The sequence below is a fragment of the Vreelandella arctica genome (assembly GCF_037070215.1).
Taxonomy (GTDB): domain Bacteria; phylum Pseudomonadota; class Gammaproteobacteria; order Pseudomonadales; family Halomonadaceae; genus Vreelandella; species Vreelandella arctica.
Map to the genome: position 1 here is coordinate 145,313 of NZ_JBANSN010000001.1, position 25,057 is coordinate 170,369.

Annotated in this window: 22 protein-coding genes; 17 read left to right on the forward strand and 5 right to left on the reverse strand. The window is 55.1% G+C overall.

What is annotated here, in order from left to right:
• Nucleotides 1-21: 21 nt before the first annotated feature.
• Nucleotides 22-1,485: an NAD-dependent succinate-semialdehyde dehydrogenase gene (locus V8L70_RS00615; RefSeq protein ID WP_101147723.1), complete on the forward strand. Its 1,464-nt coding sequence runs from the start codon at nt 22-24 to the stop codon at nt 1,483-1,485.
• 167 nt (nt 1,486-1,652) lie between these two features.
• Here the strand turns inward: V8L70_RS00615 and msrA are convergent, their stop codons facing one another.
• Nucleotides 1,653-2,279 carry a peptide-methionine (S)-S-oxide reductase MsrA gene (gene msrA, locus V8L70_RS00620; RefSeq protein WP_101147724.1) on the reverse strand — a complete coding sequence of 209 codons (627 nt, stop codon included), beginning with the start codon at nt 2,277-2,279 and terminating at the stop codon, nt 1,653-1,655.
• Between the two features lie 93 nt (nt 2,280-2,372).
• Nucleotides 2,373-3,287, reverse strand: coding sequence for a LysR family transcriptional regulator (locus V8L70_RS00625; RefSeq protein WP_101147725.1), 915 nt, complete (start codon nt 3,285-3,287; stop codon nt 2,373-2,375).
• A gap of 166 nt (nt 3,288-3,453) precedes the next feature.
• Between V8L70_RS00625 and V8L70_RS00630 the strand changes: the two genes are divergently transcribed.
• The 10 genes from V8L70_RS00630 (at nt 3,454) to V8L70_RS00675 (ending at nt 16,453) form a co-directional block, all read left to right on the forward strand.
• Nucleotides 3,454-4,965 (forward strand): CoA-acylating methylmalonate-semialdehyde dehydrogenase, encoded by a 1,512-nt coding sequence (locus V8L70_RS00630; protein ID WP_101147726.1) that lies wholly within the window; start codon nt 3,454-3,456, stop codon nt 4,963-4,965.
• Between the two features lie 20 nt (nt 4,966-4,985).
• Complete coding sequence (locus V8L70_RS00635; protein WP_101147727.1) at nt 4,986-6,668, forward strand: GMC family oxidoreductase; 1,683 nt, start codon at nt 4,986-4,988, stop codon at nt 6,666-6,668.
• Nucleotides 6,669-6,887: 219 nt separating this feature from the next.
• Nucleotides 6,888-7,091, forward strand: coding sequence for a cold-shock protein (locus tag V8L70_RS00640; protein WP_008958127.1), 204 nt, complete (start codon nt 6,888-6,890; stop codon nt 7,089-7,091).
• Nucleotides 7,092-7,400: 309 nt separating this feature from the next.
• Nucleotides 7,401-9,170, forward strand: a complete 1,770-nt coding sequence (locus V8L70_RS00645; protein ID WP_101147729.1) for an SLC13 family permease — start codon at nt 7,401-7,403, stop codon at nt 9,168-9,170.
• Nucleotides 9,171-9,261: 91 nt separating this feature from the next.
• Complete coding sequence (locus V8L70_RS00650; protein ID WP_101147730.1) at nt 9,262-9,927, forward strand: alpha/beta hydrolase; 666 nt, start codon at nt 9,262-9,264, stop codon at nt 9,925-9,927.
• 40 nt (nt 9,928-9,967) lie between these two features.
• A complete protein-coding gene (locus V8L70_RS00655; RefSeq protein ID WP_101147731.1) occupies nt 9,968-10,648 on the forward strand; it encodes a hydrogenase subunit MbhD domain-containing protein in 681 nt (226 codons plus the stop codon).
• Nucleotides 10,645-12,135 carry a complex I subunit 5 family protein gene (locus V8L70_RS00660; RefSeq protein ID WP_101147732.1) on the forward strand — a complete coding sequence of 497 codons (1,491 nt, stop codon included), beginning with the start codon at nt 10,645-10,647 and terminating at the stop codon, nt 12,133-12,135. Before V8L70_RS00655 ends, V8L70_RS00660 begins: the two co-directional genes overlap by 4 nt.
• The gene (locus V8L70_RS00665) at nt 12,132-13,637 is read left to right on the forward strand and encodes a complex I subunit 5 family protein (protein ID WP_101147733.1); all 1,506 of its coding nucleotides are present in this window, start codon (nt 12,132-12,134) and stop codon (nt 13,635-13,637) included. The genes V8L70_RS00660 and V8L70_RS00665 overlap by 4 nt, the downstream gene beginning before the upstream one ends.
• The gene (locus V8L70_RS00670) at nt 13,634-15,406 is read left to right on the forward strand and encodes a complex I subunit 5 family protein (protein ID WP_101147734.1); all 1,773 of its coding nucleotides are present in this window, start codon (nt 13,634-13,636) and stop codon (nt 15,404-15,406) included. The genes V8L70_RS00665 and V8L70_RS00670 overlap by 4 nt, the downstream gene beginning before the upstream one ends.
• A 63-nt stretch (nt 15,407-15,469) precedes the next feature.
• On the forward strand, nt 15,470-16,453 hold the full coding sequence (locus V8L70_RS00675; RefSeq protein WP_336268491.1) for a YihY/virulence factor BrkB family protein: 984 nt from the start codon (nt 15,470-15,472) through the stop codon (nt 16,451-16,453).
• A gap of 75 nt (nt 16,454-16,528) precedes the next feature.
• On the opposite strand, the gene V8L70_RS00680 is transcribed toward V8L70_RS00675, so the two are convergent.
• A complete protein-coding gene (locus V8L70_RS00680) occupies nt 16,529-17,938 on the reverse strand; it encodes a PhoH family protein (RefSeq protein ID WP_101147735.1) in 1,410 nt (469 codons plus the stop codon).
• Nucleotides 17,939-18,159: 221 nt separating this feature from the next.
• Nucleotides 18,160-19,029, reverse strand: coding sequence for a LysR family transcriptional regulator (locus V8L70_RS00685; protein ID WP_101147736.1), 870 nt, complete (start codon nt 19,027-19,029; stop codon nt 18,160-18,162).
• A 115-nt stretch (nt 19,030-19,144) separates the two neighbouring features.
• On the opposite strand from V8L70_RS00685, the gene V8L70_RS00690 reads away from it, so the two are divergent.
• Nucleotides 19,145-20,011 (forward strand): cation diffusion facilitator family transporter, encoded by an 867-nt coding sequence (locus tag V8L70_RS00690; protein ID WP_101147737.1) that lies wholly within the window; start codon nt 19,145-19,147, stop codon nt 20,009-20,011.
• Between the two features lie 100 nt (nt 20,012-20,111).
• Nucleotides 20,112-20,384 (forward strand): hypothetical protein, encoded by a 273-nt coding sequence (locus tag V8L70_RS00695; RefSeq protein ID WP_101147738.1) that lies wholly within the window; start codon nt 20,112-20,114, stop codon nt 20,382-20,384.
• 63 nt (nt 20,385-20,447) lie between these two features.
• Here V8L70_RS00695 and V8L70_RS00700 read toward each other — a convergent pair whose 3' ends face one another.
• A complete protein-coding gene (locus tag V8L70_RS00700; protein ID WP_101147739.1) occupies nt 20,448-20,633 on the reverse strand; it encodes a DUF3008 family protein in 186 nt (61 codons plus the stop codon).
• Between the two features lie 236 nt (nt 20,634-20,869).
• Here V8L70_RS00700 and ybaK point away from each other — a divergent pair, with 236 nt between their 5' ends.
• From ybaK to V8L70_RS00720, 4 genes are all read left to right on the forward strand, one after another.
• Nucleotides 20,870-21,337, forward strand: a complete 468-nt coding sequence (gene ybaK, locus V8L70_RS00705) for a Cys-tRNA(Pro) deacylase (protein WP_101147740.1) — start codon at nt 20,870-20,872, stop codon at nt 21,335-21,337.
• Between the two features lie 87 nt (nt 21,338-21,424).
• Nucleotides 21,425-22,858, forward strand: a complete 1,434-nt coding sequence (dbpA, locus tag V8L70_RS00710) for an ATP-dependent RNA helicase DbpA (protein WP_198556145.1) — start codon at nt 21,425-21,427, stop codon at nt 22,856-22,858.
• Nucleotides 22,859-22,891: 33 nt separating this feature from the next.
• Nucleotides 22,892-23,767: a PA4780 family RIO1-like protein kinase gene (locus V8L70_RS00715; RefSeq protein ID WP_101147741.1), complete on the forward strand. Its 876-nt coding sequence runs from the start codon at nt 22,892-22,894 to the stop codon at nt 23,765-23,767.
• A 196-nt stretch (nt 23,768-23,963) separates the two neighbouring features.
• Nucleotides 23,964-24,989 carry an AbrB family transcriptional regulator gene (locus V8L70_RS00720; protein WP_101147742.1) on the forward strand — a complete coding sequence of 342 codons (1,026 nt, stop codon included), beginning with the start codon at nt 23,964-23,966 and terminating at the stop codon, nt 24,987-24,989.
• The last annotated feature ends 68 nt before the right edge of the window (nt 24,990-25,057 follow it).

A 25,057-nucleotide genomic window follows, 5' to 3' on the forward strand; every position in this document is an offset into this window, starting at 1 on the left:
TTCACTTTGAAAGGAAAAATAATGTCTATCTCCAAGCAAACGTTTTTTAAACAAAACGCGTACATCAACGGCCAGTGGGTGGCCGCAACGGATGGCAGTAGTGTCGCGGTCACCGACCCTGCTAGCGGTGAGACGCTTGGCCATGTCCCTAGCTTGAGTGCGGAGCAAGTCAGTCAGGCTATTGAAGCTGCTAACGCCGCATTGCCTGCTTGGCGTGCTAAAACCGCAGCGGAACGTTCGCAGCTTTTAAAACGCTGGCATGCACTGATTATGGAAAATGAGGCGGCGCTAGGCGAGCTGATGACCTTGGAGCAAGGAAAGCCGTTAAAAGAGGCACGCGGTGAAATCGGCTATGCGGCCAGCTTTATCGAGTGGTTCGCTGAGGAGGCGAAGCGCTTATACGGCGATACTATTCCCGGTCATGCGACTGATAAACGCATCATTGTTACCCGCGAGCCGGTGGGCGTTTGTGCGGCGATTACGCCGTGGAACTTCCCTGCGGCCATGATTACCCGCAAGGTGGCGCCTGCCTTGGCGGCGGGTTGTACGATTATCGTTAAGCCCGCTATGGAAACCCCGTTGACGGCGCTTGCGCTAGCGGCGTTAGCCGAGCAAGCGGGCATTCCTGCCGGGGTGATTAATATTGTTACCGGTGATGCCAAAACGATTGGCCCCGTGCTGACAGATAGCCCGATTGTGCGCAAACTGAGCTTTACCGGTTCTACCCCAGTGGGCGCGCATTTAATGGCTGCCTGTGCTCCAACGGTCAAAAAGGTGTCTCTTGAGCTTGGCGGTAATGCGCCCTTTATTGTGTTTGACGATGCCGATATTGAAGATGCTGTCACCGGGGCGCTGGACAGTAAGTTCCGTAATGCCGGGCAAACCTGTGTCTGCGCTAATCGTATTTATGTGCAAAGCGGTGTTTACGATGCATTTGTTGAACGTTTGGCCCAGCGCACCAGTGAACTGAGTGTCGGTAAAGGTAGCGATGAAGGCGTAGAGGTGGGGCCACTCATCTCTGAAAAGGCGGTAGAGAAAGTTGAATCCCATTTGCAGGATGCACTCGATAAAGGTGGTCGCTTAATCACCGGTGGTAAGCGACACGCCTTAGGCGGTACCTGGTTTGAGCCAACGGTCGTGGCTGACGTAACCGCTGACATGGCATGTGCTCGCGAGGAAACCTTTGGGCCACTGGCGCCGGTGTTCAGGTTTGAGACGGAAGCGGAGGTTATTCGTCAGGCCAATGATACGGAGTATGGGTTGGCGGCGTATTTCTATGCTGAAAGCGTGTCACGGATCTGGCGCGTATCGGAAGCGTTGGAGTATGGCATGGTGGGCATTAATACGGGGCTCATCTCGACCGCTTCGGCGCCTTTTGGGGGTGTCAAATCGTCGGGTATCGGTCGTGAGGGGTCACGCTATGGCATCGATGAATACACCGAGCTGAAGTATCTGTGCTTGGGTATTAAGCAAATGGCTGAGTAGCAAAATTTAGTCTGATTAGGTTAGCTTTGCGTGATTTCCACGAAAACGTAGTAGCGTTTAATGAAGCCCACAGACTTTTGATCTGTGGGCTTCATATTATGATGCTTACTACTAATAAGCTGCTGCGGCTATCAAAGTAGAAAGTTGCAAAATGCTAAAGAAGTTGTTTATTCAAACATAGGCCCACCAGCTTCTTCGCCCCACACCTCTTCCAGGCGTCCATCGCGCCCACAGCTGAAGCGATAGAATTTATAGCGAACGGGGTTCTTTTGATAATAATCCTGGTGGTACTCCTCGGCCGCCCAGAAGGTGGTGGCCGGTACTATTTGGGTGGCGATTTCCCGGTCGAAGCGTTCTTCCATTTCCGCTTTGGAGGCTTCGGCGAGTTCACGCTGGCTTTCGTCGTGATAGAAAATTGCCGAGCGGTATTGATCGCCCACATCGCAAAACTGACGATCTACCGCGAAGGGGTCGATGTTGCGCCAGAAAATATCCAACAATTGCTCGTAGCTGATCTGCTCTGAGTCATATTCGATTTGCACAACCTCCGCATGCCCCGTACCACCCCTGGAGATATCCTCGTAAGTGGGGTTCTCGAGTTCGCCGCCGATATAGCCGGAGATGGTGGCGTTAACACCGGGTTGGTTGTCGTAAGGGGGTTCCATACACCAGAAGCAGCCGCCTGCAAACGTGGCCTCCGCTTGAGTGGCCTGAGCTTGAAGCGAAGTGCTGGCGAGACCAGCGGCAGCCAACACGCTAAGCGTGAATGGACGAAGAAGGGACAATCGGGTCATTGCAAGCACTCCAGTGGCGGTGGCGAGTCATCGTTTATGTTGAGTCGATTAGTGGCTTGGCGTTCCCTTTCCTTACAACCCTTTTCTGACAACCTAGCTCAAGCGATGTGGCCATACTTCGTCCAGCGTGTTGAGTGCAGCGTTCACGGTCGATTCGGCAGTGCTGTCGTGTCGCCATACAAAGCTTAATGCGCAGGGCAGGCGGATGTTGTCTGCAACTGCCAGGCCACTCTCTTGGCGCTCAGTCATTGCCAGGGCGTCGCGGGCCAAGCTTAAGCCAACGCCTGCGCGGACCAAATCCAACATACAGGCTTCTTGGTCAACCTGGGCTACCCGGTTAGGCACTGCGCCGCTCTTGGCGAGTGCTTGCTTCAGCAGCCGATGGTGGGCGGAATCCTGTGGCGTCACAATCCAGGGCAGCGTGGCTAAGTGCTCCCAGCGGGTATCAATGAGTCGGTTTTCCCAGCCCGCAGGGGCAATCACATGATAATCAAAGTGGGTCAGTTCGCGCCAAGCCAGTGCCTCATGGCCCTGGTTCAATCCAGGGCCTTCACCAGGTGGTGCCAGATAAAAGCCGACATCCAGGTCACCCTGTGCGATGCGGTTTAGCACGCTGCCGCTCATTCCATGCTGCAGTTCGGTTTCTAATTGAGGTGCCCGTGCCATCAGGCGACTTAAAAAGGCGCCTAACCGAAGAAATTCCGGGTCAACGATGGTGCCAATGGAGAGCTTGCCGCGTAGCGTGCTGTGCAGCGTTCCAGCGGTTTGCTCAAACGCCTGGGCGCTGGCCAGAGCTTTTTCAGCGGCTGGGAGCAGGGCATGGCCATCGGATGTCAGCGCTAGGCCCTGGGGGCGGCGACTAAACAGCGTGAGACCTAAATTGGCCTGTAACTGCTTCAACTTTAGGCTGATCGCAGGTTGCGTCAAATGTAACTGTTCAGCGGCGCGCGAGACGCTGCCCGTTCTTGCAACGGCCACGAAGGCGCGGAGTGTCGCGTAGTCTTGCATGATGGGCCTCAACGCATGCCAATGATATTAGCAAAGCTTATAACTGGCTTTTAAATAACTCAATTGATCTGTTCCCAGCGCCCAGTAGGCTAGGCTAAACGCAGGCTCTTTTTCGTAAGCATTTAACATATGCTCTTAAAACCACGCTCTTAAAATAGGTACTCCCATGACAACAACAGCGATTCAGCACTTTATTAATGGCCAGGTCACCGCTGGCGAGTCTTCAAACTCGCAGGACGTTTTTAACCCCGCCACCGGTAGCGTGACTGGCCGTGTATCGCTCGCTTCATCAAAAGATGTGAACACCGCCGTTGAAGCGGCTCAAGCTGCCTTTCCGGCCTGGGCCGACACACCGCCCATTCGCCGTGCCCGTGTGATGTTCAAGTTTCTAGAGCTGTTAAATGTTCACAAAGACGAGCTAGCCGAAGCGATTACCAAAGAGCACGGTAAAGTATTTACCGATGCCCAGGGTGAAGTGGCACGCGGTATTGATATTGTCGAGTTTGCTTGCGGAATTCCCCAGTTGCTCAAGGGTGACTATACCGAGCAGGTAAGTACCGGCATCGATAACTGGACGATGCGCCAGCCCCTAGGCGTGGTCGCGGGTATAACGCCATTTAATTTCCCGGCCATGGTGCCGATGTGGATGTTCCCACTCGCCATTGCGGCGGGTAATACGTTTATCTTGAAGCCAAGCCCGCTTGACCCAAGCGCCTCACTGTTGATGGCCGATCTGCTAAAGCAGGCGGGTCTGCCCGACGGCGTTTTCAACGTCGTCCAGGGCGACAAGGATTCGGTGGAAGCGCTGCTCGACCATCCGCACGTTAAGGCGTTGTCGTTTGTGGGTTCTACGCCGATTGCCAATTTGATCTACGAGCGCGGCGCACGAAATGGCAAGCGTATTCAAGCGCTCGGCGGGGCTAAAAATCACATGGTGGTGATGCCGGATGCCCACCTTGATAAAGCAGTCGATGCGCTGATCGGCGCCGCCTACGGCTCTGCCGGTGAGCGTTGCATGGCGATTAGTGTGGCGGTGTTGGTCGGCGACGTGGCGGATAAAGTCGTCCCGGCACTGGCTGAGCGGGCTAAAGCGCTAAAAGTAAAAGACGGTATGCATCTTGATGCGGAAATGGGCCCCATTGTGACCCGCCAAGCCCACCAGCGGATTACCGCCTATATCGAAAAAGGCGTGGCGGAAGGCGCTGAACTGGTCGTCGATGGCCGCACCTTTGAGGCCTCTGCGGCGGGTGAGAGCTGCGCCGAAGGCTTCTGGATGGGCGGCACGCTGTTCGACAACGTTACCCCCGAGATGACGATCTATAAAGAGGAGATCTTTGGCCCCGTATTGGTCTGTGTGCGAGTGCCGGATATCGCCACCGCGATCCAGTTGATTAACGATCACGAGTTTGGCAACGGCGTCAGTTGCTTCACTGAAAGCGGTACGGTGGCGCGGGAGTTTGGTCGCCGTATTCAGGTTGGCATGGTGGGGATCAATGTGCCTATCCCGGTGCCGATGGCGTGGCACGGCTTTGGCGGCTGGAAGCGCTCCTTGTTTGGCGATACTCATGCCTACGGTGAAGAGGGCGTGCGTTTTTACACCAAGCAGAAATCAATTATGCAGCGCTGGTCGGACTCAATTGATGCCGGTGCTGAGTTCGTCATGCCGACCGCGAAGTAAGCTCAGCGGAGATAACAATAATGGCTCAACAACAATCACAAGCAGCGCCGAATGCGGGTTTAGAGTTTGACTATATCGTGGTGGGAGCAGGCACCGCCGGGTGCCTGCTAGCGAATCGGCTGAGTGCCGACCCCAACCACCGTGTACTGCTGATAGAGGCGGGCGGGCGCGATAATTACCACTGGATTCATATTCCGGTGGGCTACCTCTACTGCATCAATAACCCACGTACCGACTGGCTGTTTCGGACTGAACCCGACAAAGGCCTTAACGGCCGCTCGTTGATCTATCCGCGGGGCAAGACGCTGGGCGGCTGTTCCAGCATCAATGGCATGATTTACATGCGTGGGCAGGCCCGGGATTACGACCACTGGGCTGAGGTGGCGGGCGACGATGCCTGGAGGTGGGAGAACTGCTTACCCGATTTCATCAAGCACGAAGATCACTATCGTCTTGACGGCGGCGGTGATGCCGATGCGAAGCATCGAGATTTCCACGGCCACGGTGGCGAATGGCGGATTGAAAAGCAGCGCCTCAAATGGCAGGTGCTGGATGATTTTGCCGAGGCTGCCGTCCAGGCAGGCATTCCGCGTACCGAGGACTTTAACCGTGGTTCTAACGAAGGCGTGGCCTATTTTGAAGTAAATCAGCGCTCGGGCTGGCGCTGGAATACAGCCAAGGCGTTTTTACGTCCCGCGCTGAAGCGCGACAACTTAACGCTCTGGCACTCCACTCAGGTCAATCGACTGCTATTTGAAAAGCGTGGGGAGGCGCTGCGCTGCGCAGGTGTGGAGGTGGAGCGGAATGGTCAGGTGCAGCGTGCCATGGTGAGCGGCGAGGTGGTGCTGTGCGCAGGCGCTATTGGTACGCCGCATCTACTTCAGCTTTCCGGCATAGGGTCGGGGGGATTGCTAGACGAACATGGCGTTGAGTTAGTGCATGAATTGCCCGGGGTGGGGGAGAACCTGCAGGATCATCTGCAGATTCGCTCGATATATAAAATCACCAATGGCAAAACCCTGAATGCCATTGCAAGCACCCTGTTAGGTAAAGCGGGGATTGGCTTGGAGTACCTGCTTAAGCGCTCTGGGCCTATGAGTATGGCGCCTTCACAGTTAGGGGCATTTACCCGCAGCTCTAAGGAACAAACGTACCCCAATATTCAATACCATGTGCAACCGCTGAGCCTGGAGGCTTTTGGCCAACCACTGCACCCGTACCCGGCGATTACCGCTAGCGTGTGTAACTTGAATCCGACCAGTCGTGGCACGGTGCGGCTAAAAAGCAGCGACCCCCGACAGGCACCGGCTATTTCGCCCAATTACCTGAGCACACCCGAGGATCGAAAGGTGGCCGCGGATTCTCTGCGTGTCACCCGGCGGATCGCCGAACAGACCGCGTTTGCCAAGTACGCTCCAGAAGAAGTGAAGCCCGGTGTTGAGTACCAAACCGATGACGAGCTAACCCGGCTGGCGGGGGATATAGGCACGACGATTTTTCATCCTGTTGGCACTGCCAAAATGGGCCGTGAAGATGACGCCATGGCCGTAGTCGATAGTCGGCTGCGAGTACATGGCATTAGCGGGCTACGTGTGGCTGATGCGAGTATTATGCCGACGATTACCAGTGGCAATACCAACTCACCCACGCTGATGATTGCGGAGAAAGCAGCCGGTTGGCTCCTTGCTGAGCGCGCTCAATGATCGGCCAACATACCGTCACACGAGCCAGCATAGCCGTGATTATAAGTGTGTTGACGCGCACGCGGGTTAGGCGCAAAATGACCCCAGTTGGTTAGCAAGTCGAACGTTGTCAGCAGCATAGAAGCGCCTCAAGCGTTAAATCTGGTGAAGGTTTCTTGTTCTACCCACTGCACTTCGGGTATTTCCCGGATTTAATTAGCTACATCGAGGATTTCGATCATGGCAACTGGCACAGTTAAGTGGTTTAACGACACTAAAGGCTTCGGCTTCATTTCTCCTGACGACAATGGCGACGACTTGTTCGCGCATTTCTCTGAAATTCAGTCTGAAGGTTTCAAATCTCTGCAAGACGGCCAGAAGGTTTCCTTCGACGTCACCCAGGGTAAAAAAGGCCTTCAGGCTTCTAACATCAAAGTTGTTTAAGTTAATTCTTAAATATTGAGATGTTAGCAATCACCGCCTAGCGTTGATTGACCAAAGAACCTCGCCAAGTGCGGGGTTTTTTGTATTTATACGATTGAGTGCAACGATACCTACCTCACACCTCACACCTCACACCTCACACCTCACACCTCACACCTCACACCTCACACCTCACACCTCACACCTCACACCTCACACCTCACATTTATATATTCCATTTTGATCTTTAAATGTTTCTAAAAATAACTTTTTAGAATATGAAGCTGGCCTCACAATACCTCATGTTTATTTATTGAGGGTGTTGTGGTGATGTCGGTTGATGCTTGGATTGCAGTCACGGTGGTGCTGACCATTTTTCCGCTCATGGCGTTTTCACGTCTAGGGCCGGATATCATTCTGCTGGGCGCGGTGATTGTGTTGATGACGCTGGGTGTGATTGACCCACAGCAGGCGCTGGGAGGCTTTTCCAATAGCGGTCTGTTTACCGTTGCCTTTATGTATGTGCTGGTAGCCAGCATTCGTGAAACTGGCGGTATCGATCTGATTATCCGCTATGTGCTTGGACGCCCTGTTAAAGAAAGAGGTGCGCTCATCCGCCTACTACTACCCGTCGCGACACTCAGCGCCTTTGTTAATAATACGCCCGTGGTCGCCACCTACATTCCTGCCGTCATGAGCTGGAGTCGTAGGCTGCGATTATCTCCCCAGCGACTCCTGATGCCGCTTAGTTTTGCGTCTATTCTAGGCGGGACGATTACTTTATTTGGTACCAGCACTAATTTAGTGGTGCATGGGCTGTTGTTAGAACGCTACCCCGAACTGGGTATGGGGCTGTTAGATTTAGCCTGGGTGGGTATTCCTGTGGCAGTGGTGGGGCTGGTTTATCTGATCGTACTTGGGCCGCGTTTACTGCCTTCCCGAGAAGGGGTGGCCAATGCGTTCGCCAACCCCCGCGAGTTCACCATTGAAATGGAGGTCGACCCGGCGGGCGTGCTGGTTGACCGCAGCGTTGAAGAAGCGGGACTGCGCCACTTACAGGAGCTGTTTCTGGTTGAAATTGAGCGCGCAGGCAACGTGGTGAGTGTGGTTGGCCCTGGTGAACAGTTAAAAGGCGGTGACCGGCTGGTGTTTGCGGGGACCTCCGATGCCGCAGTGGAGTTGCAGCAAATTCGTGGTTTGATTCCTTCACGGGATGATACGTCCAGTCTGGAGAAAGAGTTCAAGGAGCGCCGTTTGGTTGAGGCGGTGGTTTCTAATCAGTGCCAGTTTATCGGTCAGCGTATTCGCGACGGCCACTTCAGAACCTTGTATGGGGCGGCGGTGCTGGCGATCTGCCGAGGTGGCGAGCGCGTGAAAGGCAACCTGGGCCAAGTGCGGTTACAGCCTGCAGACGTTCTGCTGCTGGAAGCACGACCACCGTTTATTGAGCGTCATCGTCAGTCACGCGACTTCTTATTGATTAGCGAGCTGAATGGCGCCGCCCGGCCCATACACGAAAAAGCACCGCTAGCATGGGGCCTGCTGTTAGGGGCCGTGCTACTCGCTGCCTTAGGCGTACTGAGTATGCTCAACGCCGCCATGTTAGGGGCGGCATTAGCGCTTCTTACGGGGTGTTGCTCTGTGGGGGCAGCCAAGCGCGGCCTGGATACACAGGTGCTACTTACGATTGCTGCTTCTTTTGGTGTGGGTGCCGCGCTGCAGAGCTCCGGTGCTGCGCAAGCGATGGCGGGTGGGGTACTCACTTTTGTGGCGGGGAATCCTTTACTGCTGTTGATCGGCACCTATTGCGTGGTCGTGCTACTCACGGAGCTGGTGACCAATAACGCAGCAGCGGTGATTATTTTCCCAGTGGTGATGAGTGCCGCAGAAAGTTTGGGCGTTAGCCCAATGCCCTATGTAGTGGCGGTCATGTTTGCCGCTTCGGCGAGCTTTTTAACCCCTATCGGCTATCAAACCAATCTGATGGTGTATGGCCCCGGCGGCTATCGGGTCAGCGATTTTCTTCGTCTGGGGAGCGGTTTGAATATACTGACCGGCGCGATAGCGCTACTCTTGATTCCCCTGGTGTGGCCCTTTTAAGTTGAGAACGCATTTTTTTAAGCGGACTGCCGCTCGCGGTAAACGCTGGTTTGCGCTAGGGTGGCGCTTTTTAGATAAGGAATACGATTTCATGACTGCTCCTGGCGAACTGATTATTGAACCGAAAGATGGTCAACCCGCCGATGCGTGTGTGTTTATTATTCACGGCTTAGGTGCGGACGGTCACGATTTTGAACCGCTGGTGCCGGCGTTAGGGTTGCCCAAATCGGCACATGTGCGCTTTATTATGCCCCATGCACCGCGCCTGCCGGTGACGATTAATGGCGGCATGGTGATGCCCGCTTGGTACGATATTCTTGCCATGGATTTGGGGCGCAGGGTAGACGAGAGCCAGCTTAAGAAATCTGCTGAACGAATCCAGGCGCTGATCCAAGAGCAAATCGACCAGGGTATCGACAGCCAGCGCATTATTGTGGCGGGTTTTTCACAAGGGGGCGCGGTTGCCTATCACGCAGCGCTTACTTTTCCCGCGCCGCTGGGCGGACTCTTAGCGATGTCGACCTACTTTGCGACAGCAGACAATATCGTTCTCGCAGAAGCCAATCGTCAGATTCCGGTGGAAGTGCAGCACGGTAATTTTGATCCGATTGTGCCCGAGAGCCTGGGCCGCAGCGGCGCCGATCGCCTAAAAGCGATGGGCTACGCGGTCAATTATCGCCAATACCCCATGGCGCATGCGCTCTGCCCGCAGCAGGTTAACGATATTGGAAAGTGGCTAAGTACTCGCCTAAGCTGAGCGCTTATTCGTGACCGATGCAAGGATGTAGCGAAAACGAATGATAGCTTCCTTTGACGCAATAGAAGTGCTGCTGGCGCTGTGTTTAACGGGGTCGGCGTTTGTGTGCCTGTTTGATCGCCATCTGATTCGCGCCTGTTGTTTCTTCGTCGTGTTTGCAGTCTCGATGGTGTTGGCTTGGTGGCAACTTGATGCGCCCTGGCTGGCAGCGGCAGAGCTGTTGTTGGGAGTAATGCTGACGGGCCCCTGCTTTTTCTATGCGCTGGGGCATCTTTCTCCTGGCGCTTCATCGCCTCTTAAACACGATACATTCAATGAGCCTTGGTCACGGGTGGCCATGCGCGTAGTGTTGGCGCTGGCTTGGTTTGTCATGGTCGGCGCGGCTATTCGTTATGTCATCGCCGACATGGTGTATTCACCTTCGGAGCATCCGTTGCTTTTAGCGGGCGTGTTGATTGCGGCCAGTGCCTTGGGGGCGTTTGCGTTGCATCGTCATCTGCTGCGCCGTTTGCTGGCGTTCAATATTCTTGGCTCTGGGGTGTTTATGCTGCTGGCTGGCGTGGCGGGCACCTCTGCGGCTGCCCAAGCGTTGATCAGCGTGGGGCTTCTTGTTGCGTGGCTGGGGTCGATGCTTGGAGCACTGTTGATAAGGCAGTTGTTACATCTGGAAGGGGTCAAGGCCTTGGGGCGTGACGGCGCCCTCAAGGAGCGCACTTCATGATCTGGCGGTTTGGTCTCTTCGATAGCACTTTTGAACCTCTTTTCAGCACCCACTGGGCACTAATAGGCGCCTTGGGTTTGCCGCTGCTTTTGGGTCTGTTAGCCGCCCTGTTTCCCCCTAAGCGTGCCTTTCCCGTTGTGCTCGCTAGCCTGCCAGTATTGGCGTCTGGAGTGATGCTGCTGGCTGCCTTTGAACAGGCGGGGCTACTGCGCTGGCAGTGGGAAGTGGCCGGTATTCACCTGTCGCTACGCTTAAACGGGCTGAGTGTGCTGCTGCTATTAACAACACAGTTGATCGGCGTTGCTGCGGCGCTTTATACCCCTGGCTATTTACGACTGAGCGAAACCGGGCCGCTGGCACGCTGGCTATGGCCTTTGATGGGCGTTTTGTTGAGTGCGCTTTCGTTAATTTGGTTAGCCACCGACTTGCTCACCCTGTATATCGCCCTGGAGTTAATGGGACTGGCAGCGGTGGGCATGTTGATGCTTTCAGGGAAAGTTCCAGCCATCGTGGCGGGGATGCGCTATTTACTCTTGGCACTGGTCGGGTCGCTCACTTACCTGCTCGGCGTGGCGCTGATTTTAGGCCACTGGGGGCGGTTGGATTTGCAGGGCTTAGCCGAGGTAGTAGAGCCAGGTCCAGTTGCATGGTTCGCCGCCGCGCTAATAGGCGCCGGGCTTGCTTTAAAAGCTGCACTATTTCCCTTACATGCGTGGCTGACCCCCGTGCACGAGAATGCCTGGACACCGGTGAGCTCGCTGCATGCCGCACTGGTGATCAAGGCATCGCTGTTCATGCTGCTGCAGCTCTGGAGCATCCTGCTGCCGGATACGTTCTTCGCTCCGCGTGTGATCGCCTGGTTGGGCATGTTGGCGATCGTATGGGGTGGGCTGTTGGCTTGGCGAACAGACTCGCTTAAAACCTTGGTCGCTTCCTCAACCGTTGCGCAGTTGGGCTATCTGATGGTGGCTTTCCCTCTGTTACTGGGGCCGGATATCGCACCGTTACCGCGTGCCTTGGCTTGGGAGGGTTTTTGGCTGCAATTAATGGGTCATGCCTTTGCCAAAGCGGCTATGTTCATGGCTGCTGGCAACCTGATATTGGCCACTGGCGAGAGCACGCTTAAAGGGTTGGCCGGCACCAGTCGCCGTTTGCCGCTTTCACTATTAGTGTTTGGCATTGCCTCGATCACCCTAATGGGCCTGCCACCGAGTGCTGGCTTCACGGCTAAGTGGATGCTGCTTCAGGCGATGATCATTACTGAGCAGTGGTGGGCGGTGGCAGCGCTATTAACCGGTACGCTGCTGACTGCAGCCTATATTTTTCGCATGTTTCGCTACTCCTTTGATGAGACGGCGCCGCGCCATCGGTATCAGCCGTTGGCGCCGGGTATGGACTTCATTGCACTGTCTCTCGCATTAACTGCTTTCGCGCTTGGGCTACTAGCACATTTTCCGCTGGAATTGATGCATGGAGGAAGCCCATGAACGCCGCGTGGTTACCGTTAACCGCTTTGGCCACTTCGTTGCTGGTCGCCGTGACTATTTTTACACTGCCTGAAGAGGCTAGGCGGCTCCGTACGACCATTAACCTCGTGGCAGCGGTGTTTAAGATTATTCTAGTCACCCTGATGGTCAGGCGGGTCGCCGCCGGGCATGAAGACATTTTTAGCTTTCAAGTCATTGGTGGCCTTGATTTCGTACTGCGTACCGATGCACTAGGGGTGATGTTTGCCGGGCTGTCATCGCTGCTGTGGCTATGTACCACCATTTACGCCATTGGTTACCTGGAAGGTTCTGCTAATCGAAAGCGTTTCTTTGGCTTCTTCAGCCTCTGCGTCGCCAGCACGATCGGTATTGCGCTGGCTGATAACCTGTTTACCTTTCTGATTTTCTACGAAATGTTGACGCTCTCCACCTACCCGTTGGTGGTGCACAACGGTACGCAGCAAGCCCTCAATGCAGGACGCGTCTATTTGCGCTACACGCTAAGCGCGGGCGTGGTACTGCTGCTGGCTGCGGTGCTGCTGTATACCCTGACAGGGGACCAATCGTTCTCTTCTGAAGAGGGCTTGGGCGACTATTTAAACGATCATCGTGGACTGCTAACGCTGATATTTACCCTGTTAGTAGGTGGGCTTGCGGTAAAGGCTGCCATGGTGCCACTGCATGGATGGCTACCGAGAGCGATGGTGGCGCCTGCGCCAGTGAGTGCGCTGTTGCATGCGGTGGCGGTGGTTAAGGCGGGGGCTTTCGGCATTCTGCGGGTTGTTTACGACCTCTACGGTATTGAGCTGAGCGTAGAGCTGGGTGTGATTACCGTGTTGGCAGTGGCAGCGTCCATCACGATTATTTACGGTTCTTTAAGGGCGATTGCCCAGGAGGAATTGAAACCACGTCTGGCGTTTTCTACCGTCAGCCAAGTCTCCTACATCATTCTTGGGATAGGCCTGTTTGGCCCTTTTGGTACTGTCGGGGCGCTAGCACACTTGCTTCACCAGGGTTTAATGAAGGTCACGCTGTTCTTCTGTGCCGGTAACTACGCCGAAGAGTTGGGGATCCATCGCATTGACGAAATGGATGGTGCCGGTAAGCGTATGCCACTGACCAGCATTGCGTTCACCATTGGCGCGTTAGGCATGATTGGCCTACCTCCCGTGGCTGGGTTTATTACCAAGTGGTATCTCGGAGTCGGTGCGATTCAGGCCGAAATGTACTGGGTCGTTGCCGTATTGGTAGCGAGCAGCACGCTCAACGCCATCTACTTTTTGCCGATTGTACACCGCTTGTGGTTTCGACTGGGGCCATCCCATGGCAAAGGCAGTTGGCCCAAAGAGCAGCGTTTAGGCCGTTTAGAAACCCATGGCTGGCTGCTTTGGCCCATGGTGTTTACCGCTATGGTCAGCCTGGGCGCGGGGTTATTTGCCGGGCTCCCCTTTAGCCCCTTGGATTGGGCCGCTCGCGTGGCGTCCGGGGAGTATCTGCCATGATGACATTGCTGCTGGTGTTGGCACTGCTTTGGCCGCTTGGCGTTGCGGGTGGCGCGGTGTGGAATGCCTACCGTACCCCCGCCGCACAGCGGGGCTATTTTTCAGTGTTATGGCTAAGCGCTGCTTGGCCAGCGCTATTGTTGGCCTATGGCGGGGAGGCGCACTGGACAATCGATGCCTGGATGCTGGGTGGCGAATGGGAGCTAAACTCGCTAAGCCGACCATGGCTTGCATTTACTGCGTTGCTTTGGAGCATCGCCGCCCTTCATGCCAGAGGCTATTTTGCGGCGGAGCAGGAGAAGGCCCAAGCGGGGGATCAGGACGCACAGCGGCGCTTGCTAAGGCTTTCGGTGCTGTGGCCATTAACCCTGCTGGGCAACGTGCTGCTGGTCATTGCCCAGGATATCGCCAGTTTCTATTTAGGTTTTGCGCTGATGACCTTCGCCGCCTACGCCTTGGTGGTACATAGCGGTACAGACGAGGCCAAGCTGGGTGCCAAGGCTTATTTGATATTAGCCGTCGTTGGTGAAGGGCTCATTTTAGGTGGGTTTTTATGGGCGGCAGGAGAGGCCGACACGCTTTTGTTACAAGGTGTGCGTGAGGGCATCCTGGTCGCCGAGCATGGCGCCTGGATGGCCGCCTTGCTGTGTTTGGGGTTTGGCGTAAAAGCAGGCGTAATCGGTTTGCATGTATGGCTGCCGTTGGCGCATCCGGTAGCGCCTGCGCCAGCCAGTGCCGTGCTGAGCGGGGCGATGATTAAGGCCGGGTTGCTAGGCTGGATTAGTGTACTGCCATTAGGTAATGAGCAAGTGTCAGAACCGCTAGCCCAGTTTGGCAACGGTATGTTGATCGTAGGCTTGGCGGCAGCATTTGGCGCCGCGCTGTATGGCGTCTTTCAGCGCCATCCAAAAGCCGTATTGGCCTACTCCAGTATTAGCCAGATGGGCATGATGACCGCCCTGGTGGCGATGGGATTGGTCGCGCCAGACGTATGGCCGCTGCTGTGGCCAGGTTTAGTGCTGTTTGCTGCTCATCACGCGCTGGCAAAAGGCTCGCTGTTTATGGGCACCAGTATCAGCGAGCATTTACCGCGCTGGCCGCTACCATTGATATGGGCACTGCTAGCGCTGCCCGGTATATCGCTGTCGGGCGCTATCGGCGCGGGCATGGTTAGCAAGTGGGGAGTGAAAGGTCCGCTCTATGAAATGCACCATGAGTCGCTGATCAAGCTGCTCAGTTGGGCCGCTGTGGGCACTGCGGCGCTGGTGAGCGTTGCCCTCTGGCGACAGTGGCAGCAACGTCATAAAGGGGGCAGCAACCTAGAGCAGAGGGGCGCCTGGTTAGTGGCCATCATCGCAGCGTTGTTGACGCCGCTTTGGCTTCCCCTGCCTGCTGGCAGCATCGAGATGCCGCCGCTGAAAGAGTGGCAGGGGATCATGTGGCCATTTCCGGTAGGCGTACTGCTCGCGGTGGTGGGGTGGTTCCTAACGCGCCCATTGAAGGGCAAAACGCTTCCCGCGGGCGATCTATGGTGGCTCTATGCATTTGTTATTGGCGCTGTGCTGGTGCCTATCCGGGCTTTGGGTCACGGCTGCGGCCGACTGAAATCGGCAAGCGTGGTAACCGCTCAAAAAGCCGAAGAGACGTTGATGGGCCATTTAACTCGGCTATTGTCGGGGGAGTCCTGGTTGCGTCACCATACTAGCGGTTTAATGATGATGCTTGCCGTACTACTAGCGGCGCTAATGATGTGGGAAGGCCAGCAATGATACGTCTGTTAGAAAAACAGTTGTTTGGAACGCACCTAAGCAGGCATTTATCAGGAGCTCTCTGTGGGTAAGCTTGCGCGGGGTCGGCGCGCTCTGGTGCCCGGCGATATCCCGCAGCGTGGCTGGCACGATATTGCCTGGCGTGTGGTACGAGCCGCTCGCCGAAACCGTATTACCATGTTGGCCGCAGGCGTGGCTTTCTACGCGTTGCTGGCATTGTTCCCCACTATCGCCGCGGTGATTTCACTCTGGGGTCTGCTGTTTGACCCTTATGAAGCAGGCCAGCAACTGTATGAGATTAGTCGTTTCATGCCCCCCGATGCCGCTAAATTGATTGATCAACAGGCTCAGCAGGTGGTTGAAAGTGCGGAGTCAGGTAACTTTTTGGGTGCCCTCGCCGGACTGTTGATTGCAATGTTTATTGCCTCGAAGGGGGTGGCGGTGTTGGTGATCGGCCTAAACGTGGTGTATGGCGAAACTGAAAAGCGCAGCCTGTTACACCGCAGTACGGTATTGGTATCACTGACCTTTGGCTTGATTATTATGACGCTGATTTCGCTGGGTTTTATCGCCATCGTGCCGGTGGTGGTTAACTCCCTGGCGATTGATCCGCCGTTGGATAAGATCCTTCAATGGCTACGCTGGCCAGCGTTGCTGTTCATGATGAGCATGCTGATCGCACTGCTTTACCGCTATGCGCCTTATCGACGGTCCGCGCAGTGGAGCTGGTTAAGCTATGGCACGCTTCTGGCAACGGTGATGTGGCTATTGGGTTCCGGCGCACTTTCGCTCTATGTGCGCTATTTCTCAACTTTCAGCGAGCTTTATGGATCGCTAGGTGCCGTCGTGGCACTCATGATCTGGTTTTGGTTGTCTGCATTTGTGGTGCTGTTTGGTGCGGAAGTTAATTGCGAAATGGAGCGTCAAACCTATAACGACACCACAACGGGGGAGTCGCGTCCGCTAGGTGAGCGTGAAGCGTTTGCCGCTGATACGATTGGTGCCCCCCGGCCGGATATGGGGTCGACCGGCGATTCAGAGAGTTAGACGCTGAGCATGGGACAGGGTAAGGCCCCTCCTACCCCTGAGGCAGGAGGGGGAATCATCTTTAATAGATGTACTTTATAACAACTCCTCCGCTGCCAGCGCCAAGCGTGAACGTTCAACGCTTTTCAGTGTGATGTGCCCGGCGTGGGGCCAATCACGAAAGCGCTCAACTACCGCTGCCATGCCGCAGGTGTTAGCCGTGAGATACGGCGTATCGATCTGCCCAACGTTGCCCAGACAGACAATCTTCGTATTGCGCCCCGCCCGGGTGACCAGTGACTTGAGCTGTTTGGGAGTAAAGTTTTGTGCCTCATCAATGATTAAAAAAGTGTCGTTTAAGGTGCGGCCGCGCATAAAGCTCGGTGAGCGTATTTGTACCCGCGAGCCAATCAACTGCCGCGTGGCGCCGTTGTCCCAGCTTGATTCTCCCTCCTCATTGCGTAACAGGTTGTCCATATTGTCGTGGAAGGCCCCCATCCACGGCGACATCTTCTCCTCTTCGGTGCCGGGTAGAAAGCCAATATCTTCACCCATCGGAATCGGCGCGCGGGTAAACACAATGCGCTCAAACAGCTTGGCATCCAGCGTCTGCTGAAAGGCGGCGGCCAGAGTCATAAAGGTTTTACCCGTACCGGCATTACCCGCAATGGTCACTAGGTCAATATCGGGGTCCATCAGAAGGTTTAAGGTGAAATTTTGCCGGCTGTCGTGAGCGTGGACGCCCCAGACACCTGCGTGATGGCGGTAGTTAGTCAGCAGTTGCAGACGAGCCGAGGAAGGCCCCAGTTCACGAATGATCGCCTCAAACTCGGCGCCGTTTTCGCTATCCGAGACCAGCATGCCAACGTGCCATTGGCGGGGCATATTCCCAGTGAGCTGATAGAACGTATGGTGACCAACGCGTTCAACGGTCACATCTACATTCAACGTTTCCCAGAGTGACGCACCATCATGGCCTGCTGAGGCGTAAACCTGTGCGCCTTCGATCATGGCGTCGCTGTCGGAGAAAGCTCGGTCGTTAAGGTAATCTTCAACCGGTACTTTCAATGCAGCGGCTTTTACACGGAGGTTAATATCCTTGGTGACCAGGATGACGGAGGCGTCGGGGCGTTCTTCGCGTAGGCGGCAGGTCTCCGCCAGTATGCGGTTGTCTGGGCTATCATCTAGGGCGTCAAAAAGTTTTAAGTCGCTATAGCATAAGAAGTGCAGGCGTCCTGTTTCGCCGCTGATGCGTGGAATCGAAATGCCGCGTTGGATCTCGTCAAAGGTGACTTGGCTAGTAAGGTCAGAGAGCGTACGGCTGATTTGGCGAGCCGTGCGAGCGATTTCACGAACACCGTTTTTGTGCTTATCAAGCTCCTCCAGAACTGTCATGGGGATAACGACATCGTGCTCATCAAAGTGATAAAGCGCGGCGGGGTCATGAATGAGGACATTGGTGTCCAACACATACAGCCGAGTGGCTTTCTTATCGAGTCGTACCATCGTTGGAATCACTCCTTGGTTGACGGCAACTTCGACACTGGCAGGTGCGTATTACGCCTAGATGACACTTGCCTGTGTCTCCCTCACGTGGCGTGTCCTGGCGGCTCCTTATTTAGCTATTTTTAATAGCGTGGAAGGCTTTGGTGTTTTTCGCCACAAAAAAGATTTCAACGATATGTCAGCCGGTTCTGTGTGTTAGTTCTGTGTGTTAGTTCTGTGTATCAGTTCTGGGAGGCTAAGAAGTGTGCCACTTTCGTCAATAAGGCAGTGGCAACCACGCCGCGGTTGTCGCTCTCAACGTAGCGGTAGTAGTGACTATCTAACGCAAGGTCATGGTTAAGCGTGCACAGTGTGCCCGCCTCCAGGGCACCTTTAACCAGCGGGTAAGGCAGTAGCGCCCAACCGGTTGCGTTGATAACGGCGTCGCGAATGACCTCAAACATCGTTAGCCCAAGATAATTGCCTGAAAACAGTGCTTCACTGATCAGCTTGTCATCCTGCACGTGGGTTAAACACACTTGGGTGTACTGAGCTAAGTCGTCGCGGTTAACGCTAGGCAGGCGACTCAGCGGGTGTTGAGGCGCGGCCACTAAACGCATGCTGACCGGTGCTAGGTTGGCGGCGTTGGCGTCAATGCCTTCAGCGGTGTACAGGCCAAAGGCAATATCCACCGTTTGGCGCTGCACAAACTGGGTATGCTCCTGAGGAGGTACCAAATAAACCGAAATCGCGGTGAGCGGAAACTGCTGTTTTAGGTCATGCATCACCTGACGCCAAAAAACTTCAGGCAAAGCGTCATCGCGGGCAATGCAGAGTTGGCTTTCAACGCCCTGCAAATGCTGGTGGCAGTGCTTTTTGATCCGGCTGGCGCTGGTGAGTAACCGGTAGCAGTCGGGCAGTACGCTATCGCCTACGGCGGTGAGGGTGAGGCTATTGCCAGAGCGCTCAAATAGCGCCACTCCCAGGCTGTCCTCTAACGCATTAACCGCAGCGCTAAGGGTGCTCCGCTTGAGACCGGTATGCCGCGCCGCGGCGGCAAAAGAGCCATGTTCGGTAACATCAATAAAGGCTTGAACCTGTTCCGCACGCATAATCGTTCCGCTGGACTCGTTGAGCGCCATTTAACTTGGCGCTGAGCGATTCGTGATTGTTATCACTCCCTTCTATTATGGCCCACAATTTGACTAATGCTATGGAGTTATCCGCGTGACCCCCTTTGTTGCCGAGCGCCGTGCGCTAAAATTCTCAGCCATTTCAGCTAGCCTGTTTGCGTTTACCGGGCTTGCGCTAGGGCTTACCAGCGGTTCAATCACCATCCTATTTGATAGTGGCTATTCGCTATTGAGCTTAGTGTTGGCATCGTTATCGCTGTATGCCCTCAAGCAGGCGCGCAAACCGGCGGATGATCACTACCCCTTTGGGCGGCTGACGGTGGAGCCGCTTGCGGTGCTGCTCAAAGGCGTAGTGATCGCTATGGTTTGTATCGTGTCGCTAGTGTCCGCCCTGTGGAGCCTGCTTGATGGTGGCCGTCTGGTGACGCTGGACTTGGCGCTGATGTTTGGCGTAGTCAACGTAACGGGCTGTTTATTAACCTGGTGGTGGCTGGCGCGCTACGCTCGTGTCGCGCGCTCCTCGCTGTTAGCCGCCGAGTTACGCCAGTGGCAGATGGATACCTGGCTGAGTGCCGCTGTCATGCTTGGATTTGGGCTTACTTGGGTGTTAACTCAGTCGCCCTGGGCCAGCTATGCGCGCTTTGCCGATCCTGTGATGGTGCTGATCATTGCAGGCTATTTCTTACCTATGCCGATCAGGATGGTGAAAGGGGCATTACGTGAGCTTATGTTTGGCGGCTCATGCAGCAGCGTGCGCCAGAATGTGGTGCAAGATGTCGCCGATTTTGATGTTTGCGCCGACGATGTGCGTCTGGCCCAGGTGGGCAGTTTTCTGATGGTGGATATCCAGCTCGACAAACAGCAGTTCAATGATGCCCAAGAAATTGTCGATAGCGTAGAGCAGCGTTGTAAGCGGCTAAATCTGCGCCCGGTGACAAGCCTGACACTGGTTGCTGGCTAAGATGTACGAAAAATATTGACGTTCTGTTTAAACCAATGCTATTTGGCGCTACCGACAATAGGTGTCGGCCTAATATTGATACGTTGAGGGTTGTAAAAACATGCCATTGCGCCGCTGTTTACCCGTACTGCTGCTGACCGTCATGGTCGCTGGCTGTGCAAGCTCTACCATTGCTCCAAGCTATACCTCCAGCAATCCTGATGTCATGCGGATTGGCGGTGAACGTCCCTCCAATCGGGATGCAACGGTCGAAAGCGCCGGTTCGTTCTGCCTGGAAACTACAGAACGTTGGAACGAGCATGGCCGTACCCCCGATGACCAAACGCTATGGGCGAAAGACACCCTACGTAAAGTGGTGCCTTGCAAGCAGTAATCGTTAGCAGAACCAAAACCGCCAGCTTCGATAAGCTGGCGATTTTGTACGCAAAGAGAATCGTTAGTCCTGTTTCTTTTCCGGTTTGCCTTTGCGCTTTGTACTCGCGAACTCTTCTAACTCCTTCTCGCTCATCGAGTCATACATCTCTTTAGACGAACCATAAAGTTCGCTCGGCTTGGTTTCGCCGCGCTTGGCGGAAAGTGCCGCGCCCGCCGCTTTCTGCTGTGCTTTAGAGGTTGCTGGCATTGCTGAACTCCTTTCGGTTAGCTTCCTTTTACCGACTGCACTATTAAGCATTTAACAATTAAACACTGCATTATTGAGCATAGTAGCTGGGGCGCAGCTTTCCAGAAGCATCAATCAAACCTTCCACCTGTTCTAATCGGTTGACTTTCTTTTGCCTGTCGCGCTATTAACCTAAAGGGCGAAATGCGCCTCCACAGTAAATCTTGAGTATCAACGCTGTTAACGAAGAGAGTGACATGACACCGGCTATTCATAGCGCGAAACACGCAGGATTTGCCTTTCAGCTTCATGAGTACGAGCACGACGCCTCCGCACAATCCTTCGGGTTGGAAGCAGCGGAGAAGCTGGGCGTAGCAGTGGAGCAGGTATTTAAAACGTTAGTTGTGAAGCTGGATGGCAAACAGCTGGCAGTGGGCATTGTGCCGGTAAATTGCCAGTTAGGCTTGAAGCAGATCGCCAAGGCTGCAGGGGCCAAGAAAGCAACGATGGCGGAACCATCGGAAGTGGAGCGTACCACCGGCTATGTGCTGGGCGGCGTTAGTCCACTGGGCCAAAAGCGGCGTCTGGCGACGTTTATCGATAGCTCCGCAGAAACTTTTGCCAATATTTATGTCAGTGCCGGGCGGCGCGGGCTAGAGATCGAGCTCTCGCCTAGGGATCTAGCCACCCTGAGTCAGGCCGCTTTTGTACCTTTGGCAACGTGATGGCGGCGCAGGCCGAAGCACTTTCTGGTATGGTGCGGTTACGTTTGTGCGTCACTTGCCCTCCAGGGGGCGCACGCTGTGTTTCTGATGGCCGCCCACCTGTGGCCCAAGCAAGGTAATATCGTGTCTGACTCCTCTTTCTCCTCGTTAGCGTTGCCGCAAGCTTTGCTGAGCAACCTTGCGTCCCTTGGCTACCATGAAATGTCGCCAGTGCAAGCTGAAAGCCTGCCGCCTATGCTGGCCGGACGCGATGTGCTGGCGCAGGCGAAAACCGGCTCAGGTAAAACGGCGGCCTTTGGCTTAGCGCTGCTGGCTAAATTGAAAGTAGAGAGCTTTGCGGTGCAAGGCTTAGTTCTGTGCCCCACTCGCGAGCTCGCTGACCAAGTGGCAGAAGAGCTGCGCCGTTTGGCTCGTGGTATGGCGAATGTGAAGATACTAACCCTTTGCGGGGGCGCGCCGTTTGGGCCCCAGCTTGGCTCTTTGGAGCATGGCGCGCACATTGTCGTGGGCACGCCAGGGCGTATTGACGAGCATTTGCGCAAAGGGTCGTTGACCCTCGACTCGCTCTCGATACTGGTGCTGGATGAAGCCGACCGCATGCTGGATATGGGTTTCCAGGCCACTATTGATGACATCATTGCCGATACGCCAACTGACCGCCAAACGCTGTTGTTCAGCGCGACCTTCCCCGATGAGGAGTCCTCGGGCGGCCTAACGGTGATGACCCGTGGCGTGATGCGTGAACCCGTAATGGTGAAAATCGCCGAAGTGCACGACGCCAGCACAATTCAGCAGCACTTTTATAGCGTTGCCGATGAAGACGCGCGATTTGACGCCCTGCGTCAGCTACTGCTGACCTATCGGCCTGCCACCAGTGTAGTGTTCTGCAACACCAAACGTGAAACCCAAGCAGTGGCTGAACAGCTAACGGATGCCGGGTTTAGCGCCGTGGCGCTGAATGGCGATTTAGAGCAGAAAGACCGTGACCGGATACTCATCCTGTTTGCTAATCAGAGTGCCTCTATTCTAGTGGCCACTGACGTTGCCGCCCGAGGTTTGGATATCGCCCAACTGGACGCTGTGTTCAATTACCAAATTGCTCGCGAGCTTGATGTCCACGTGCACCGGGTAGGTCGCACGGGTCGCGCGGGTGCCAGCGGTATTGCGTGTACGTTAGTGACCCCTAAAGAAAGCTACCGCTTAGAGCGACTGGAAGGGTTGCTGGAACAGCCTATTGCGACTGAAAGCTTGCCAAAGCCCCAGCACTCATTGCCGTTTGAGCCGCTCATGGCAACGCTGCAATTAGCCGGTGGTAAGAAAGATAAACTGCGCCCCGGCGATATTCTTGGTGCGCTGACCAGTGAAGGCGGCTTGCGCGGCGAGCAAGTGGGTAAAATTAAAGTGCTCGCGCGCAGTGCTTATGTGGCCGTTGAGCGCGATGTGATTCAGCAGGCTCAGGCCAAACTCGAGCGTGATAAATTAAAAGGGCGGGCTTTCCGTGTTCGCCGTATCCGTTATTGAAAGCGTACCAAAGAGGAGCCGACGCAGCTAACCATGAAAATCCCTAAGCGATTACAGCCCCTCGTCGATGATGGCATGATCGACGAGGTGCTGGTTCAGTTAATGAGTGGCAAAGAGGCGCAGGTCTACGTGGTGCGCTGCGGTGAAGATGTACGCTGTGCCAAGGTGTTTAAAGAGGCCAAACAGCGCAGCTTTAAACAGGCCGTTCAGTACCAGGAAGGACGTAAAGAGCGCAACAGCCGCCGTTCACGGGCAATGGCCAAGAAAACCCGTTACGGCCAGAAAGAGCAGGAGCAGGCATGGCTCAATGCCGAAGTCGATGCGCTTTATCGTCTTGCCTCTGCGGGTGTACGGGTGCCCGAACCTCACGGCTTTGTCGACGGTGTACTGCTGATGGAGATGATCAGCGATGCCGAGGGGAATGTGGCACCGCGCTTGGATGAAGTCACGCTTACCTCAGAGCAGGCCGTTACCTACTACGCCAAAGTCATTCAAGACGTGGTTAAAATGCTTTGCGCGGGTTTGATTCACGGCGATTTGTCGGAATTTAATGTGCTGGTCGATGCCTCTGGCCCGGTGATTATCGATCTACCTCAGGCCGTTGACGCGGCAGGCAACAACAGCGCAGCGGCAATGCTGTATCGCGATGTGGATAACATGCGTAATTACTTCGGCCAGTTCGCGCCAGCGCTTCTGAACACCGAATATGGTAGAGAGATGTGGGCGCTGTATGAAACCGGTGAACTACACCCGGATAGTAAGCTCACTGGCCACTTCGATGCCGACACTCATATTGCGAACGTCGATGAGTTGATGGAAGTCATCGACGATGCCAAAGAGGAAGAGGCTGAACGTCAGGCGCGTATGCGCGACGATGACGACGACGGCGAGATTCCGCAGCCTTATTGAATCAGCGCACTTGATAGCCCTTGAGCAATAGTTCGTGAAGAACAGCCCTGGAAGAACAGCCCCGGTCAATAGCCATAGCTGACGTTAATCGATATCCTTAGCTTGTTAACGGTTGTTGGCCGCTCGCTTCTTGGCAGGGCTGCCAGTGAAAACATGGCTAAGGTGAGGAGTGCGTGTGAGGGGCAGCGTAAAGGGAGTGTCGGCAAGGAGTGCAAAAGCGCTATTAACATCGTTAGCCATTGGCGCCATCGGCGGCACGCTGTTTCAACTGACCGGTTTACCCCTCGCCTGGATGCTAGGCCCATTGATTGCCAACCTGCTGGCTTCTTCAAAAGGCGTGAGGGTCGCAGTGCCCGAGCCGCTGCGCAACGTATTTCTAGCAATAATGGGGATGGTGTTAGGTAGCCAAGTGACGCCCCAGTTAGCGAACCGCGTACTGGACTGGCCTGTTTCCGCCGCGCTATTACTGCTGGGGGTCGCCGCTTCCACCGCCGTTGCCGCTGCCTGGTATCGCCGCTGTGGTTTTGACCCGGTCAGTGCCTGGTTTGGCGCTTCTCCTGGCGCCATGACAGCGATGATACTGCTGGGAGAAAAGTGTGGCGGGGACCCTCAGCGCATTGCGGTTGCCCAGTCGCTACGCATCATTTTAGTCATTCTCTTTTTGCCGCCCCTATTTTGGGCCTATCAAGGAGGGGGTGAGGGGATAGGGCCTGTGCACAGCGGCTTGGAGCATGGTTGGATGCTACTGCTTATCCCGCTATTGTTGCCGCTAGGCCGCTGGCTGCGCATTCCCAGCTCGGCACTGTTGGCACCCCTGCTGATGGCTGCTCTGTTATCCGGTTTTGATATTGCTAGTCTCGCTCTGCCAGGGTGGGGAATGAACGTGATGCTATGGGTCTTGGGCAGTGCCATTGGGTCGCGCTTTCAAGGTATGACGCGCAGGCTTTTTGGGCGTTATTTATGGCAGTCTGGCGTTGCTACGCTGTTAGCGCTGATAGTGTTGGCACTGTTTGCCGAGCTAATCCACCAGCTGTTGGGCGTCGGGCGCGATGTGGCGCTACTGGCGCTGGCACCCGGTGGCATTGGTGAAATGGCGATCCTAGCGGTAGCGCTAAATATCGATCCGGTATTTGTTGCCTTCCACCACTTACTGCGAATGGTCACCCTAATGATCATTGCCCCGTTCTGGGCGCGCTGGCTTATGCGCCGTTCAGCCGCCTGATACTCGAACAATCAAACGTTAAATTATAAAGAACCCAAAGACCGTCAATACCAACGCCAGTGACGTAA